Origin of the sequence: Methanosarcina sp. 1.H.A.2.2 (assembly GCF_000979975.1) — an archaeon.
Lineage (GTDB): Archaea > Halobacteriota > Methanosarcinia > Methanosarcinales > Methanosarcinaceae > Methanosarcina.
In genome coordinates, this window is the sequence record NZ_JJQL01000036.1 from 1 (window position 1) to 15,344 (window position 15,344).

The window sequence follows — 15,344 nt, forward strand, 5'->3', positions numbered from 1 at the left end:
CGGAACGTAGGGGATGGGCTTGTGGACTTGCGAACAGTAGTTCGGGGGATGAAGCAAGAAGCCCCTTCCTCGCCATCAGGCAGGGAGGGGGTAGTTCACGGCAGCATCAGCTACAACAGCATCAAAAATGAGCTTTTGAAAAATGACGTTCAACAACACCTTCGACTCCTTCCATCCGAAAATCCGAGAAGCCCTTAAGACTCTGGGTTTCACCAAACCCACCGAACCGCAGGAAAGGGCATTTCCCCACATCCTGGACGGAAAGCACACTCTTTTGATAGCTCCCACTGGCTCTGGAAAGACCGAATCTGCTGTGCTCCCTGTTTTTCACAGTATCCTGAAAAAGAAACCTGAAGCGCGAAGAGGTATTTCTGCCCTTTACATCACTCCACTTCGGGCTCTCAACCGGGATATGCTTTCCCGCATTGAGCTTCTCGGGAAATTGCTTGATATCAAAGTCCAGGTCCGGCATGGGGATACGCCTCAAAGCGAAAGGCAACGCCAGTCCAAAAACCCTCCGGATGTGCTGATCACAACTCCTGAGACCCTGCAGGCAATGTTTACGGGTTCCCGCCTTCGGCAGAACCTTGAAACCGTAACGCATGTGGTGGTTGATGAAATCCATGAGCTCGCAGGCTCGAAACGTGGAGCCCAGCTGGCAGTTGGGCTTGAGCGGCTTGTGGAAATCTCGGGGGAATTCCAGAGGATAGGACTTTCGGCAACAGTCGGGAACCCCTGGGAGATTGCAAGGTTCCTGGCAGGGGCAAACCGGGATTTTACGGTTATTGAGGTTGCCCTGCTGAAGCTGCTGGAGTTCGATATAGTCAGCTCTCATCTTTCCGGAGGGATCGAAGGCGGAGATGCAGCCAGAGGTGCAGCCGGAGATATAGCTGGAGATATAGCCGGAGAAAAAGAAATTCTGGAAATTGCAAGTACCGTGGGCTGTGAGCTTGAGTTTGCCTCCCACCTTTTCCGAATCCGGAAAATAGTTGAAGAAAGCCAGTCCACCCTTATTTTTGTGAATACGCGCCAGAGTGCAGAAGCGCTTGCTGCAGGTTTCCGGAAGCTTGGAGCGTCAATTGGAGTGCACCATGGCTCCCTTTCCTTTGAAGCCCGTGTTGAAGCTGAAGAGGCGTTCAAGTCCGGAGCTCTCAGGGGCCTTATCTGCACCTCGTCAATGGAACTCGGGATCGACATCGGAAACGTTGACCGGGTGGTTCAGTACGGGTCCCCGCGCCAGGTCTCAAGGCTGCTCCAGAGGGTCGGGAGGGCAGGGCACAGGCTGCATGAGGTTTCCCGGGGCACGATCATCTCCATGGAAGCGGACGACATCGCCGAGAGCATGGCAATTACAAAGGCTGCACTGGAAGGCAGGGTTGAAGAGATTTCCCCGCACAGGAATTCCCTTGACGTTGTGGCAAACCAGATTGCAGGCATGGTTATGGATTTCGGGGAGGTCGGAATTGACAGGATTTTCAGGATCCTGGGGCGGACCTACACGTTCAAGGATTTGCGGATTGAAGATCTGCAGCGGGTGGTAGACCAGATCGGGGACTACAGGCTGGTCTGGCACGAGAAAGGCTCAAATGTTGTGAAAAAACGCAGGAAGAGCTGGGAGTACTATTACGATAACCTTTCCATGATCCCGGACGAAAAGAAGTACGAGATCTATGACATCGTGAGTGGAAAGTCCATCGGGGTGCTGGACGAAGCCTTTGTGGTAAATTTCGCCCAGCCCGGAGCTGTTTTCATAACTAAAGGGGATATGTGGCGGGTCATTGAGATGCCTGACCGCGAACGGGAGCCGGGCCGGGACAGGATCAAGGTCGAGCCCGTCGAAGGCATGGGGGAAGTCCCGAGCTGGACCGGAGAAGAGATCCCTGTGCCCTTTGAGGTGGCTCAGGGTGTGGGAAAACTCAGGGCTGAAACCGCAGCCCTCATCCGCGAAGGGCTCGATGACGAGGCAGTTGCGGAAAAGCTACAATTGAAATATCCGGTAGCCAGGATGGCCGTGCTCGAAGTTATCCGCCTGCTGCGGGACCACGTTGAAGGAGGCTTTCCCCTCCCGGATGCGGATACAATCGTAATCGAAGACGAAGGAGACGCTGTGACCCTGAACGCCTGTTTCGGGCACAACACCAACGGCACCCTTGCCCGAGTCCTCACCTCCCTTCTATCGGCACGCTTCGGGAGCAGTGTTGCCCAGGAGGTGGACCCGTACAGGATCAGGCTAACCCTCCCCCGCCGGGTGGGTCCCGCCCAGATCCGGGACATGCTCACATCCCTCCGCCCGGAACACGTTGAGCCCATCATCGAAATGACCCTGAAGAATACGACCCTCATGAAATGGAAAATGGTCCACGTAGCCCGCAAGTTCGGAGCCCTCTCCCGGGACATCGACTACGACAGGATCAGCATGAAAAAGCTCCTTGAAATCTACGAGGGGTCTTCCATGTACGACGAGGTAGTCCGCGAGATCTTCCACGATATGCTCGACGTCCAGAGGGCAAAAGAAGTCCTGACTAAACTTGCAGCCGGCGAAATTGCAGTCGAGGTCTCGGGCCCCACCCCAATCGGTTCAGCCGGCTTTGCCATGAAAAAAGACCTCGTAGCTCCGGAAAAAGCCGACCGTTCAATTGTGCTTGCCTTAAAGGAACGCATCATGAACGACAATATCATCCTCTTCTGCACGACCTGCAAGAAATGGACCTCCCGCCGCCAGGTCAAGAACGTCCCCGAAGAAATCATCTGCCCGGTCTGCGACTCAAGAATGGTTGCAGCCCTCAAGCCCTGGGAAGAAGAGGAAATCAAACTTGTCAAAAAGCAGGGAAAGGGCGTCCCTATCTCAGCCGAGGAGAAAAAACGCATCCAGAGAGTCTACCGGAACGCCAGCATCGTGAACTCGCAGGGGAAAAAAGCCGTTATTGCGCTTGCGAGCAGGGGGGTTGGGCCTGAGACGGCGTCGAGGGTGATTGAAAAGATGAGGGTGGACGAAGAGGCGTTTTACAGGGATATTCTGAAGGCTGAGAGGCAGTATGTGAAGACGAAGAAGTTCTGGGAATAAATGGAAAAATTCCTGTTCACTGTCATATGTTTAAAAGCTATATAATTTCCAATTCAAGCACAATCTTCGGATTTCCAATCGAAGGATTTGAGGGGGGCTGGGGCGAAAATATAATAAAAAAATGATGCCATCCCGAAATTCCTCCTTTATCAAACCTATTTTTTTCATTTAATAAGATTTAAAGAGTAAAACAGGCTTTCAGTGTAATGTAAAAAGGAGAAGGTATTATCCGGCTGAGATACAAATTCCCTCAAGTAAACTCTGAAAGGCACTCAGAACTGATCACAAGCAACTGGATACAGCTACGTGAGCCTGACAATATCGCATCCACCATACTTGCAGCAGTCCCGTTAATGATACTGAATACTCTGCTTTCTATAGCGGTCCTCAACATGTTTTCGCCTTTCTCTTTAGCAGATCTCGGCATTAACTCTTTACAAACGATCACACTAACTATAAACTTTCAGGATGTTGCATGCCTTATCGGGCTGGTTTTTATCCATGAACTTATTCATCTTGTCTTTATCCCGGACTTTTTAATTTCGGATAAAACGTTTTTAGGAATTACTTATTTTGGGGGATTTATTTATTCTGAAGAAGCGGTATCAAAATCAAGGTATATTCTTATCACACTGGCACCTTTTGTCTTGCTTTCAATAATACTGCCTGGAATTCTGGGGGCTCTGGGTCTATTAAATCCGTTAGTCAAGGTCCTGATATTATTAAACGCTATGAGTTCCGGAGTGGATATGCTAACCTTAGTCCTTGTACTAATCCAGGTGCCGGCAGATGTGTATTTTACTTCTAATGGGATAAGGACTTACTGGAAAAAGACGGATAAGAGCATTTCCGGAAGCAACTGAAGATGTATGATCTAAGGTAGACAAGCAAAAATCTTTTTTTCAAGATATTTCTCATGTCTTCCATGAATATTATAGATGTGAACTTGTAAGTGCAAACAACTTATTTGAGGGTCATAAGTTGTGCTGATGATGAGAGTTTCAATACTACACCTTTCAAAAACTGAAGAAACTTCAAAACAGCGGCACAATCTCCGAATTTCCAATCGAAGGATTTGAGGGGGGCTGGGGCGGAAATATTATAAAAAAGTTATATCGCTCCGGCTTCTGCTGGCTTTCAGCTAATTTCTTTCTTCAATTTTCCTTCTGTTACGGAAAAGCTGCGCTTTAGTGCGGAAGCAAACTCACTATCAGTAACTTGTTTTCCAGGCTCTGTAAGTTTCCAGGTCATCTTTAATAAGGTTAAATGCAAAAGCAAGCACAGCGACATCATCCACAAGTCCGATTAAAGGAAGGATATCCGGGAAGAAGTCAACCGGACTTATGAGATACAGGAGAGCGAATGTAATCACGAATACTGTTTTCTTTGGAACCGGGTATTTCCCGTTGAAGGAATCAGCTAACATTGAAAACAATAATTCCAAATTATCCCAAATTTTCCTGGGATCTGCTCGGCGGTGATGGCCACCTCTTAGTTCTTCAGTAAAAACCGTGCTGGTATCAGAATCTTGATCCGGATTTACATTAAATTGGTCAAGATTTGATCCAACTTTCTTCGCTCTGAAATTATAGGTTTTTTCCATGATAATCCTCCAATCTCATATTGGATTGTATCTCGGGGTTCTTAAACCAAATCTCAAATTGGATCTTTTTTCCTTTTTTGCATCAAAATCGATTTTAAATTAAGTGTTTTTTCCAGTTTGTGTCAAAAAATATACAAGCACTAAAATAATTGGGTACAAATAAAAACGGTGATAATAGGATATTAAGTTTGTCTCAAGAATTCCTTCCCCATTCTTCAATTTTATTTTGTCTAAAATAATCTAAATAATCTTCATACAGAGGCGCAGTCGAAGGATTTGGGGGGAGCTGGATCAAGGCATCGATTTTCGGAAAATAGGGCAAAATTTGAAGCAGACTTCTGGTACAAAATCTATAGCCCTCAGGCAAGAAAATTCCTTACTGATGATCAATAAAATAGTCTCTAAAATATTTCAAAAAAATGGTAAAGTTTCCGAACAGATACAGAGGAGATTAAAATGGTTCGGAACTAAAAAAATTAAATTTGATTTGGTAAAATCAGTAAGATATTAGATTTGCTGAACCATTTTTTCTACCTTAATTCCGGTTTCGGTCAGGAAGTAAACCTCTTCTTTTTTTGCGATCAGCTCTTTTTCGTCCAGTTCCTCGAGGGTCTTTGCTATGGTAGGATATACTACCCGAAGTGTTTTAGCGATACGTTTTCCTTCCATTTCCCCTTTTGAGGCGAGCAGAGAGAGTACTTTTTGCCTTACGTTGTTTCCGTTCACAAAACCTATTAACTCATTCATAGGGTACCTCCCGGATATGTTGGATTTCCCGGGCATTATTATATCGGCACATTTATATATATCAAGTACATAAATGTGTGGTTATATATGTAACATAAAAAGATGGGGTTCAAGATATATTTAGCTTTTTGCTGGCTGAAAAATGCTTTTTCAGGCAAAAACACAAATTTTCGGGGTTTTATTCTTCAAGGTACGAATCCGGTTTTCCGGAGTTTCTGTTTCGTGAAGCTACCTGCGCCCGAATTTTTAGATTTTTTCGTATACTGCCCCCATTTTTCATGCAAACATGTTAATTCTATTAATTCCAGAATTAATTCCAGACTGTGAGATTTATTCTGTCTCGATGAGATTATTTACTTAAAATACAAATAATAAAAAAAATACAAAGCTCTGGTTGGCTTTTTATATAATTGAGAATTTTTGTTTATGACCGAAATTCAGTATAAAGTGCCTTAATAACACCATTAGGCTTTAATATCATCATTGATAAGTACTTTATATCTAATCAGTTATTTTCGGATGTAAATTACATATACAATGATTACAAATTTGGAGGACATACCAACAAATGAGCAGCGGAATGTGCCCGGTATGCGGGCTTCCTAAAGAACTTTGCATCTGCGAAGAGGTTGCTAAAGAGCAACAGAGAATTACTGTGAAAGTAAACAGAAGGAGATATGGGAAAGAAGTCACTGTTGTAGAAGGTTTCGATGCAAGTGAAATTGACCTTCATGAACTATCTACCTATCTTAAATCAAAATTTGCATGCGGCGGTACAGTAAAAGGAAACACTGTAGAACTCCAGGGCAACCACCTGACCCGCATGAAAGAAGTCCTCATGGAAAAGGGTTTCTCTGCTGAACAAATTAAGAATTAAACTCTGAATCCGTCCCCCACCGGAACAACCGAACCTGAGAACCGGAATGTAAATTTATAGATTCAGGGTTGTACGTATCTTTTTGCCAGTTTTTCGATAGCTTGTGCTTTATTCTTGGTGCATCGAAAGGAACCTGAGTTCCTGCTCGGAAAACTATACAAAAAGTGCGTTGTTATATATTTTAAAAATTCGTGTTATATATTGAAAACCAATTGTTATAATTTGATCTGTGCAAGTGTTGGTCTCCAATGAAAACAACATGCGAAATTATGGTACAGAAAGTTTTGCCTGCAATCAGGGCTGAACTTTCACGGGCAATGATTTTCGAGCATGGATGCACGCAGCAGGATGTAGCAGATATCCTTGAGCTTTCAAGAGCTGCGGTATCCCAGTACGTGAGCGAAAAACGCGGGGCAGAAGTTGATTTTTCTGAAGAGACCCAGAAAGAAATCCGTAAATTTGCATCGGTGCTCTTAAATGGTGGTTTATCCTCTCAGGAGAAGGTAGAGGGTATGTGTAGCATATGTTGTTTTGTTCAAAAATCTGGCTGGCTGTACAGGACTGTTCCTGAAGCTAAAGCCTGCATCATCTGTAAGGATATGAATTAAAGGTGAAAGACACACTGTGTATCAAGTGCAAGGGAAAAGGACTTTGTGGGCGCCCCCGCTGCCCAATCCTTGAAAAATTTAAATCCTTGCAATCAATTTCACCTGTAATCTCTGGAGATTCTGTATTCGGGGCTTCTCCCCCGGCTCTTTTTGTCGGAAGCCACGGTTACCCCAGGGTTTCGGCGGGCCCCCTGATTCCTCCCTTGGCAACGGAAAACGAAGCTTTGCTTCTCGAAGATCCTTCAGCCTGGGGGAACATGCAGATCGAAGATATCATCTCCATGCGCTCCCGTATGGTCAGGGCAAACACGAGCCTGCATATAAAAGATGCTCGGAGCAAAGAAAATCCTCTTCTGGTGAAGGCTCAGGAACTGGCGCTTTCCAGTAAGCCAGTCGATACTGAAGCCTGGTTTTTTAAAGCCCCAAAACAGGAACTCAAGTTCGATGCAGTCCTTACACCTATGGGTCCCTCCGGGCTTGTGAAAAACTTTGAGCTTGCCGAAAACCCGGATGTCCCTAAAAAAGTGGACTACCTGGTCTATGATACCGATGCCCTCGCAAAAGACGCTGTCACCGAACTTTTAAACAGTGATGTTTCTACTGAACATATCACACGCCTTTTTTCTATAGGCCTGCTCGGGAAAGAACGTAAAATTGTGCCTACCCGCTGGTCTATCACAGCTGTGGATGATATGGCAGGAAAGGAACTTGCAGACCGCATAAGGGACTTTCCGTGGGTTTCTGACATTAAGCTTTTCAGCGGGACACATTTCGGAAACCATTTTGAGGTCCTCATCCTTCCGCGGGCTTATTCTTTCGAACTTATTGAAATCTGGCTCCCAAAAACGGTCTGGTCCGGGGAATCAAGCTGGATAGGAGAGGACAGCGAAGGCCTTGAAGGAAAAAAAGGGTATTCTCCTCTTGCAGGGGGTTATTATGCAGCAAGGCTTCCTGTGCTTGAGTACCTGACAGAAATCAAAAGACAGGCTTCGGTCTTTGTTCTTAGGGAGATCACTCCTGATTACTGGGCTCCTCTCGGGGTCTGGGTGGTCAGGGAGGGCATGAGAAAAGCTCTTCAAAATCCTCCTAAAACCTTTGATTCCCTGGAAGCAGCAGTTTCGGACCTTACGGAAAGGGTAAAAACCCCAAAATTAGAGTGGATGCAGCAGGCAAAGATGCTTTCTGACTTCCGGTTCCAGACAACGCTTGATTTCTTTTTAAAAACATGATTAAGTTAAAAAGAGGGTATTCTAATCATTCGGAAGCCGTAAGGGACTCCACCGGGATGTATATTTCCGACTACAGGTGGATAATCTCACCTGATAAGGTTTTTCTTTTTTATTTCTTTGTCGCAAAGAGCTTGAAAAATACGCAAAAACCTCAGGGACAGGGTTTCCTGAATAATTTGTAATTTAAAAAATTCGTAATGTGTTGTAAAATAAAATTAAGTGTGGATAGGTCCACAAAGCCAAAAGTAATATTCCAAAAGAAGGATTTGAAAGCCTTTTCAGGCTTCTTCAAACCTTCAATCTTTCCCAGGCTTATTAAAAGATCTCGGGCACAATGCGCCGGGCAACTTCTTCATAAGCTTTGGAAATGTCGCCTTTGTCAAATCTGAAGACATCTTTGTCCATGGAATGGCCGGTTTTCTTATCCCAGAAACGGCAGGTGTCGCAGGAAATTTCATCGGCAAGGATTATTTCCCCGTCCCTTCTTCCAAACTCAAGCTTGAAGTCGGGAAGCAGGATTCCTTTCTCGTCAAGGTAGGGCACAAGCAGTTCGTTGATCCTGAGCGCAAGCTTCCGGAGTGCAGCAAGTTCTTCGCGTGTTGCAACACCAAGCGCAACAGCGATGTCATCATTCAGCATTGGATCTCCGTACTCGTCGCTTTTGAAATCAAAAACGATAACCGGGAACTCGAAAATAGTACCTTCTTTCAGAGGGTATTTCTTTGTAATAGAACCCGCGGCAATGTTTCTAACAATAACCTCGATCTTTATGATTTCTACTTTCTTTACAAGCATATCGATGTCAGAAAGCATGCTGACAAAATGTGTTTTCATCCCGCTGGCTTCCAGCATCTCAAATATCTTTTTTGAGATCTGGGCATTGTAGTAACCCTTCCTTTCCATCTCGCCTTTCTTTTCTCCGTTGAACGCGGTCAGGCTGTTTCGGAATTCGGCGATAAAGGTGTCGGGATTATCTGTCGCATAGATAGTCTTTGCTTTCCCTGAATAGAGTTGTTCTCTTTTCATGCAGTGGTCCTCTCTAGGGATAATTTTTGATTTCCTTAGATAGAGAGATTTTCCGGAAAAATTATCCCGGAATAACAGTAACTTTAATATATGAGCTCTTTAATAACGCTTTGAGCATTTCAGAAGCGGATATGGAATATGTACCGGAACTGGATGCTTTATGGTAGTGATTGAATCACTTCCAGAACTCACAAAGATACTCCCTGAAACTCGAGATGGTTGCAGATTTGCAGAGATTTTTTCCTGAAATATACTCTCGGTTTCATGAAGAGACGGAGTAAATGATAAAGTCTTTCTGCTAGATAAAGTTATCATCTCCTGCCGGTTTTCTGTCCTTCCGCAGAGTCTGTCTCCTGCTTCGTAAATTATATCATTGAAGAAAATCAATTAATAGTTTTAACAACTTAATCAAAGAATTAAGAACTTACGTCACTTGAGCGCCCACCACCTAATTAAAGACCCATCTCAATACGCAACGGATAAAAAAACATGTCAGGAATTATACTAGACATAGTAGAGCTACTGCTGACCGCAGAGATCTATAACCGCTATCCAGAACTGGATGTAAATGACCTTCCCAAAAATATCCGGAAAAGTTACTGGAACAGCACAGAAAAAACGGTTCCCAAACCCATTATAGCTTCATTTGTCAGGATCGAAAAACTATATGGGATCAAAGATATCGAAAAAAGTGTACGGAATGTACCTTTCATATCCATTGACAGGGCTCACTTTGAACTCCGCCTGAGCGCATTTGAACTTGCCGCGGAATGGCTTGAAAAACAGGAAGGATCTCAGGAGAGAATAGATAACAATCCAGTCCTCGCTTATTACTTTGGAGAAATCAGGAAGGATGAAGTTGCAAACTATGCAGCTGCAAAAGCAAAGATCAGGCCAAAGGAAGTCGACAGGGAATGGATAGAATCTCTGATAGCTGAAATCAGGAAAGAAGACAAGAGCGAAGAAATGCTCAAGCTCGTTGTCATTATCGCTCCTGAAGACGTTAAACAGAAAGTCAAGGACCTTGTGCTCACCGAGGAACAGGAAGACGAAATTGAAAAAATTATGAAAGCCATCAAGCACAGGGAATACCTGCGGGAGATCGGGCTGCATGATATTGGAAAACTCCTGTTTGTCGGGCCTCCGGGCACTGGAAAAACCTCAGTTGCCCGTGCACTTTCAGAACAGCTCTCCATTCCCTTTGTTGAGGTCAAACTCTCAATGATTACGGATCAGTACCTTGGCGAGACTGCAAAAAATATAGACCGTGTTTTCCTGCTTGCAAAAAAGCTGAATCCCTGCATTCTTTTCATAGATGAGCTGGACTTTGTTGCAAAAGCTAGGACTTCAGACGAAAACGCTGCAATCAAGAGGGCGGTCAATACTCTCCTGAAAGCTATAGATGAAATCAGCCTGGTAGAGCATGGAGTCCTGCTGATTGCTGCAACAAACCACCCTCGGATGCTTGACAGTGCAGCGTGGAGGCGTTTTGACGAAATCGTCCATTTCCCTCTGCCTGACCTTGGTATGCGTAAAAATATCCTGGACATTGTGACCCGGCACATAGAGGGAGACTTTGATACCGGAGAGATTGCGTCACTGACAGAGAATTATTCGGGTTCTGATCTGCGCATGGTTATCAGGGAAGCTGTCCTGAGTGCTCTTCTGGAAGAACGCAAGGTACTTACCCAGCAGGACCTGCTGGAAGCAGTAAAGTCCTTTGATGAAAGGGCAAATCTCAAATCCGATGAATATAAAGGGAAGAGTTCTTCATGAGGCTAAAGCTGCTCGGGACAGGTGATGCTGTTGGGACTCCTAAAATCGGCTGTAACTGCCCGGCATGCACTGATGCCCGTGAAGGTGGAAAGAGCCAGCGCCTTCGTTTTTCTATCCTTGTGGAGTCTGATCAGGGTAAAATTCTTATTGATACCAGTCCTGATCTCAGGCAGCAGTTTCTCAAGCAAAAACTTTCGGGCATAGACGGGGTAATCTGGACACATGGTCACTACGACCACTACGCAGGTTTCGGGGAGTTTTATCGGGTTCAAAATAAAGTTGCTGTCTATGGAGTTAGAGAAACTCTGGACTACATAGACCAGTACGTTTCTTTCCTGAAACCCAGGTACCACTACGTAAATTTCTATGAACCCTTCGAATTAATCGGGCTTCAGTTCACCCTTTTTAAGGTTTCCCACCCCCCGGTAGAAACCCCTGCGGGCGTTGTTATCCAGGAGGGGAATACCAGGGTTGTGGTCACCAGTGATACGAACCCGGAGATTCCTGAAAAAAGCCTGGAGTTTATGAAGGAGCCGGATCTTCTTATTGCAGATGCTATAGTTCCTCCGCAAATCCATATCAAGAAACACATGAACTCGGAAGAAGCTATGGCACTTGCACAAAAACTCAATGCAAAAGAAGTGGTCCTGACCCACCTCAGCCATCTCTACCGCCCGCATAATATCGAATCGATGTTTTTGCCCCTGGGGTATGACGGGCAGGTCTTTGAGTTTTAATCTTTTTTAAAACCGGAACTTCTTTTTAAACGCAATTTCCATTTTTATTATTTGGATGTTAGTTCTATATATCCCAGAACTCCAAAACTGGGTATGAACCCTAAACGCATCAGGACTCTTAAACCGGGGAAATCAGGGGAAGGGCCTGTTGTTTACTGGATGAGCCGTGACCAGAGGGTTGAAGACAACTGGGCTCTACTGTTTTCCCGGGCAATAGCACAGGAGGCTGATGTACCGGTAGCCGTGGTTTTCTGCCTGACAGAAGAGTTTTTGGGGGCTGGAAGAAGGCATTATGAATTCATGCTCAAAGGGCTGCAGGAACTTGAGGTTGCCCTTTCCCGGAAAAAGATTCCCTTCTTTTTCCTGGAAGGAGACCCCGGGCAAAGAATTCCTCATTTTGTAACTAAATGCGGAGCAGGGACTCTTGTTACTGATTTCAGCCCGCTTCGCGTAAAGGCTGAGTGGATAGAAAAAGTTCGTTCCGAGATCAAAATTCCATTTTTTGAGGTTGATGCCCACAATGTCGTTCCATGCTGGGAAGCTTCTCCAAAACAGGAGTATGCTGCGCATACTTTTCGCCCTAAACTCTATGGGCACCTCTCCGAGTTTCTGGAGGAATTTCCAGAACTTGAGCCGAACTCCAAATCTTCTGAGATCTCATCCTGCAACGGTATGCAGGAAATTTTATCCAACATACAGGATTCCGGAATTAAAGCCTTTCTTCCGGAGGAAATCTCTGGCAAAGATAATGATTCCCTCTTTGAGCCTGAGCATTTCAAGCCCGGGGAAAAAGCTGCAAGAAAGGTAATGGAGAGTTTTCTTGCAGAGAGGCTTGACTCTTACAATGCCCTGAGGAATGATCCAACAAGGAATGGGGTATCGGGCCTCTCCCCTTACCTGCATTTCGGACAGATTTCGGCTCAGAGAGTTGCACTTGAGGTTGAAAAGGCAAAAACAGACCCAGAGTCTAAGAAAGCTTTCCTGGATGAGATCCTTGTATGGAAGGAGATTGCGGACAATTTTTGTTATTACAATCCTCTGTATGACAGCTTTGAAAGTTTTCCGAACTGGGCAAAGGAATCCCTGAATGCGCACAGGCAGGATAGGAGGAAATACCTCTACACTCCGGAAGAATTCGAAGCCGGGAAGACGCATGACCCCCTCTGGAACGCAAGCCAGATGGAACTTCTCCGTACCGGAAAAATGCATAGTTACATGCGCATGTACTGGGCAAAAAAAATTCTGGAATGGAGCGAATCTCCCGAAAAAGCCCTTGAAATTGCAATCTGCCTGAATGACAGATATGAACTGGACGGAAGAGACCCCAATGGCTATGCTGGAATTGCCTGGAGCATCGGGGGAGTCCATGACCGTGCCTGGAAGGAGAGAGAAGTGATCGGAAAAATCAGATATATGAGTTATGAGGGCTGCAAAAGAAAATTTGATGTTAATTTATATATTGCAAAATATTCAGCTCTGTAGAAATCCTCAATTTTATCTATATAAATTCTTCCAGTTTTTTGTTTATGTTGTATACTATGATTTTAACTTTTACCGATATGCATACAGGCATATTAAAGCTTCAATTTGCGTTTTTCCCCGATAATTATAGTGTTTTGCCTGCTACCTGACACAGGGATTAAAATGGATCTATTTCTTTAGATAGACTGGCCTTTAAACCTGCCAATCAGCAGGTAAACATAATTCGCATTGAAGCATTAAGTTAATATTTATCTTGCCATTTTTATTTTATAAAATGAATTTATACGGTGTACAGGCGTGAATCAGCATTATTTTTCTTTGGCTAATTATTATAAGTATTTCATAGGGCTTGACGGCATTATACTTACTTTCTTAATAATAAAGAGTTATCCAGCTGTTGTTAATTTAGAAACAAAAGCTAGCTTTTTTATTATGTTAGTAGGAGCATTTTGTGTGTTCATTGATAATTGGAACCGAAAATCAATAGCTTACAGATTATATGTTGAACTATACGAAAATGAATATCAAGCTAATTCTGACTACAAAGCTGGTAAAATATTTATAAACTTAATTTTTTATGTAATCTCTATTTATTTAATATCTGGTGTATTCGGTGCTCTCTGACACTCGCCCGTAGGCTTTTTCATGAAGGGCTTATTTAACCTGGGCGGGAGGTGAGAAACCCGCCCGCCAGGTTCGACGAGAGGACAGGCTTATCATACTTTTTTTAATATAGTATTTAAACTCCAACCCTGCTTTGTATACTAAATCTTTGATAAATTAGAGTATAAGATTATAATTTAAAGGCTTATTACATTCGCTAATGTTTCAGGCAGTTGGCTGATATGAAGGAGTTTTTATTATTTCTCTAAGGACTAAAACAACCGTTTAATACAAAATAACCTTTTAACTGAAAGTAGTATATCTACAAATTACTTGAGTTGTCTCAAAATATCCGGTTAGAAAGGTGCTGAAAAATAATAAATTCCTGTACCAAAATAACTATTTATTTTTTTATTTTTTATTTTTTCTTCAAGAGGTTCCGATTTTTAGATTAGTCACATATAAATACAAGTACACCCAATTTTAATACAGGGATTTTTATATTTATCCCCGTTATAGAAAACCGGAATATAAAGTAAAAAGGGAGTGATACTTATGGCAGTAAGAAATCCTGTAGACCTGATCGCCCTTATACTTGTTATAGTGGGCGGATTAAACTGGGGGCTTGTAGGACTCTTTGATTTTAACCTTGTAGATACTATCTTCGGGGCAGGGAGCACTCTTTCGAGAATTGTGTACATGATTGTTGGGCTTGCAGCGCTTTATATGATCTATTTCACTGTAAGAGCTGAAACATATCAAACTCATGAGGCCGCAGTACGTCACTAAGGAAAAAAGATTTTAAAAGCTCCTTTCCGGGGTAATACTGTGAAAGGGCCTTAACCAGCAACAATTTTTTTTCAGAAAGCTGGACATAAAATTAAGATAAGGTTATTTTTTCTTCTTAGAAATTTTATTTTTATTTCTTTTACCTTTATTTTTAATATAATTTTTCGATTATACTAAATCTCAGGTTTTACACATATCAACAAATTTTGATACATTTACTGATATTTACTTTTATGACTTATTCTCATTTCACTTCTCTTTTAGTTTTTTCAGTTCCGAAAGCACCTTTTCGGCGTGCCCTGCAGATTTAACGTTATCCCATATCCTGACAATCTTTCCCTCCGGATTGATAAGGAAAGTTGTCCGGACAACGCTTATAACATCCTTGCCCCTGAAATGTTTGGGGTGCAGGACATCATATTTTCCGTGGACTTCCGCCTGCTCGTCAGAAAGCAGTTTTATTTTAAGTTCTTTTATTTCTATAAATTTCCTGTGAGATTCCTCACTATCCCTGCTAACTCCCAGAACAACTGCGTTTTCAGCTTCGAAATCTTTTCTCAGGCAGCTGAAGTTTTTGGCTTCCAGGCTGCAGCCCGGAGTGTTGTCCCTCGGATAAAAGTACAGGACTACCCATTTTCCCCTGAGGTTCTCAAGGCATGTCCGATTCCCTTCCTGATCAGGAAGACAAAAATCAGGTGCAAGTTGTCCTGATTCCAGTGATGTCTTTGCCATATTTTTCCCCCTGGTAAGTCCGTGCCGCTTATATGCGGTTACTAAATAAATATTTAAAAATCATAGAACCT

At 43.6% G+C, this 15,344-nt stretch carries 15 protein-coding genes; 11 read left to right on the forward strand and 4 right to left on the reverse strand.

The window, feature by feature from the left end; all coding sequences use genetic code 11:
• From EO93_RS18075 to EO93_RS05185, 3 genes are all read left to right on the forward strand, one after another.
• On the forward strand, nt 1-198 hold a 198-nt coding region (locus EO93_RS18075), incomplete at its 5' end, for a hypothetical protein (protein ID WP_235284118.1).
• Complete coding sequence (locus tag EO93_RS05180) at nt 143-3,064, forward strand: DEAD/DEAH box helicase (protein ID WP_048161326.1); 2,922 nt, start codon at nt 143-145, stop codon at nt 3,062-3,064. The genes EO93_RS18075 and EO93_RS05180, both read left to right, overlap by 56 nt.
• A gap of 353 nt (nt 3,065-3,417) precedes the next feature.
• A complete protein-coding gene (locus EO93_RS05185) occupies nt 3,418-3,927 on the forward strand; it encodes a DUF3267 domain-containing protein (RefSeq protein ID WP_235284119.1) in 510 nt (169 codons plus the stop codon).
• Nucleotides 3,928-4,274: 347 nt separating this feature from the next.
• On the opposite strand, the gene EO93_RS05190 is transcribed toward EO93_RS05185, so the two are convergent.
• Together EO93_RS05190 and EO93_RS05200 are read right to left on the reverse strand one after the other, a co-directional pair.
• Nucleotides 4,275-4,667: a YkvA family protein gene (locus tag EO93_RS05190; protein WP_048161328.1), complete on the reverse strand. Its 393-nt coding sequence runs from the start codon at nt 4,665-4,667 to the stop codon at nt 4,275-4,277.
• 507 nt (nt 4,668-5,174) lie between these two features.
• Nucleotides 5,175-5,414, reverse strand: coding sequence for a transcriptional regulator (locus EO93_RS05200; RefSeq protein WP_048132080.1), 240 nt, complete (start codon nt 5,412-5,414; stop codon nt 5,175-5,177).
• A 568-nt stretch (nt 5,415-5,982) separates the two neighbouring features.
• On the opposite strand from EO93_RS05200, the gene yciH reads away from it, so the two are divergent.
• The 3 genes from yciH (at nt 5,983) to EO93_RS05215 (ending at nt 8,128) form a co-directional block, all read left to right on the forward strand.
• Entirely contained in the window at nt 5,983-6,291 is a 309-nt protein-coding gene (gene yciH, locus EO93_RS05205; protein WP_011032808.1) for a stress response translation initiation inhibitor YciH, read from the forward strand.
• Nucleotides 6,292-6,539: 248 nt separating this feature from the next.
• Complete coding sequence (locus EO93_RS05210) at nt 6,540-6,899, forward strand: transcriptional regulator (protein ID WP_048142084.1); 360 nt, start codon at nt 6,540-6,542, stop codon at nt 6,897-6,899.
• A 2-nt stretch (nt 6,900-6,901) separates the two neighbouring features.
• Nucleotides 6,902-8,128 carry an Nre family DNA repair protein gene (locus EO93_RS05215; protein ID WP_048161330.1) on the forward strand — a complete coding sequence of 409 codons (1,227 nt, stop codon included), beginning with the start codon at nt 6,902-6,904 and terminating at the stop codon, nt 8,126-8,128.
• A 315-nt stretch (nt 8,129-8,443) separates the two neighbouring features.
• Here the strand turns inward: EO93_RS05215 and purC are convergent, their stop codons facing one another.
• A complete protein-coding gene (gene purC, locus EO93_RS05225; protein WP_048161332.1) occupies nt 8,444-9,154 on the reverse strand; it encodes a phosphoribosylaminoimidazolesuccinocarboxamide synthase in 711 nt (236 codons plus the stop codon).
• Between the two features lie 489 nt (nt 9,155-9,643).
• Here purC and EO93_RS05230 point away from each other — a divergent pair, with 489 nt between their 5' ends.
• From EO93_RS05230 to EO93_RS05250, 5 genes are all read left to right on the forward strand, one after another.
• A complete protein-coding gene (locus EO93_RS05230) occupies nt 9,644-10,930 on the forward strand; it encodes an ATP-binding protein (protein WP_048134187.1) in 1,287 nt (428 codons plus the stop codon).
• The gene (locus EO93_RS05235) at nt 10,927-11,667 is read left to right on the forward strand and encodes an MBL fold metallo-hydrolase (RefSeq protein WP_048134185.1); all 741 of its coding nucleotides are present in this window, start codon (nt 10,927-10,929) and stop codon (nt 11,665-11,667) included. The genes EO93_RS05230 and EO93_RS05235 overlap by 4 nt, the downstream gene beginning before the upstream one ends.
• 51 nt (nt 11,668-11,718) lie before the next feature.
• The gene (locus EO93_RS05240) at nt 11,719-13,149 is read left to right on the forward strand and encodes a deoxyribodipyrimidine photo-lyase (RefSeq protein WP_235284120.1); all 1,431 of its coding nucleotides are present in this window, start codon (nt 11,719-11,721) and stop codon (nt 13,147-13,149) included.
• Between the two features lie 297 nt (nt 13,150-13,446).
• Nucleotides 13,447-13,773, forward strand: coding sequence for a hypothetical protein (locus EO93_RS05245; RefSeq protein ID WP_048134179.1), 327 nt, complete (start codon nt 13,447-13,449; stop codon nt 13,771-13,773).
• Between the two features lie 534 nt (nt 13,774-14,307).
• The gene (locus tag EO93_RS05250; RefSeq protein WP_048134177.1) at nt 14,308-14,541 is read left to right on the forward strand and encodes a DUF378 domain-containing protein; all 234 of its coding nucleotides are present in this window, start codon (nt 14,308-14,310) and stop codon (nt 14,539-14,541) included.
• A 249-nt stretch (nt 14,542-14,790) separates the two neighbouring features.
• On the opposite strand, the gene EO93_RS05255 is transcribed toward EO93_RS05250, so the two are convergent.
• Nucleotides 14,791-15,273, reverse strand: a complete 483-nt coding sequence (locus EO93_RS05255; RefSeq protein WP_048161334.1) for a peroxiredoxin — start codon at nt 15,271-15,273, stop codon at nt 14,791-14,793.
• Nucleotides 15,274-15,344: the final 71 nt, after the last annotated feature.

Coding starts and splice junctions, on each gene's coding strand:
- EO93_RS05190 (WP_048161328.1), bottom strand. CDS start 4,667: ATGGAAAAAACCTATAATTTCAGAGCGAAGAAAGTTGGATCAAATCTT.
- yciH (WP_011032808.1), top strand. CDS start 5,983: ATGAGCAGCGGAATGTGCCCGGTATGCGGGCTTCCTAAAGAACTTTGC.
- EO93_RS05180 (WP_048161326.1), top strand. CDS start 143: ATGACGTTCAACAACACCTTCGACTCCTTCCATCCGAAAATCCGAGAA.
- EO93_RS05255 (WP_048161334.1), bottom strand. CDS start 15,273: ATGGCAAAGACATCACTGGAATCAGGACAACTTGCACCTGATTTTTGT.
- EO93_RS05230 (WP_048134187.1), top strand. CDS start 9,644: ATGTCAGGAATTATACTAGACATAGTAGAGCTACTGCTGACCGCAGAG.
- EO93_RS05185 (WP_235284119.1), top strand. CDS start 3,418: ATGATACTGAATACTCTGCTTTCTATAGCGGTCCTCAACATGTTTTCG.
- EO93_RS05235 (WP_048134185.1), top strand. CDS start 10,927: ATGAGGCTAAAGCTGCTCGGGACAGGTGATGCTGTTGGGACTCCTAAA.
- EO93_RS05200 (WP_048132080.1), bottom strand. CDS start 5,414: ATGAATGAGTTAATAGGTTTTGTGAACGGAAACAACGTAAGGCAAAAA.
- EO93_RS05250 (WP_048134177.1), top strand. CDS start 14,308: ATGGCAGTAAGAAATCCTGTAGACCTGATCGCCCTTATACTTGTTATA.
- EO93_RS05210 (WP_048142084.1), top strand. CDS start 6,540: ATGAAAACAACATGCGAAATTATGGTACAGAAAGTTTTGCCTGCAATC.
- purC (WP_048161332.1), bottom strand. CDS start 9,154: ATGAAAAGAGAACAACTCTATTCAGGGAAAGCAAAGACTATCTATGCG.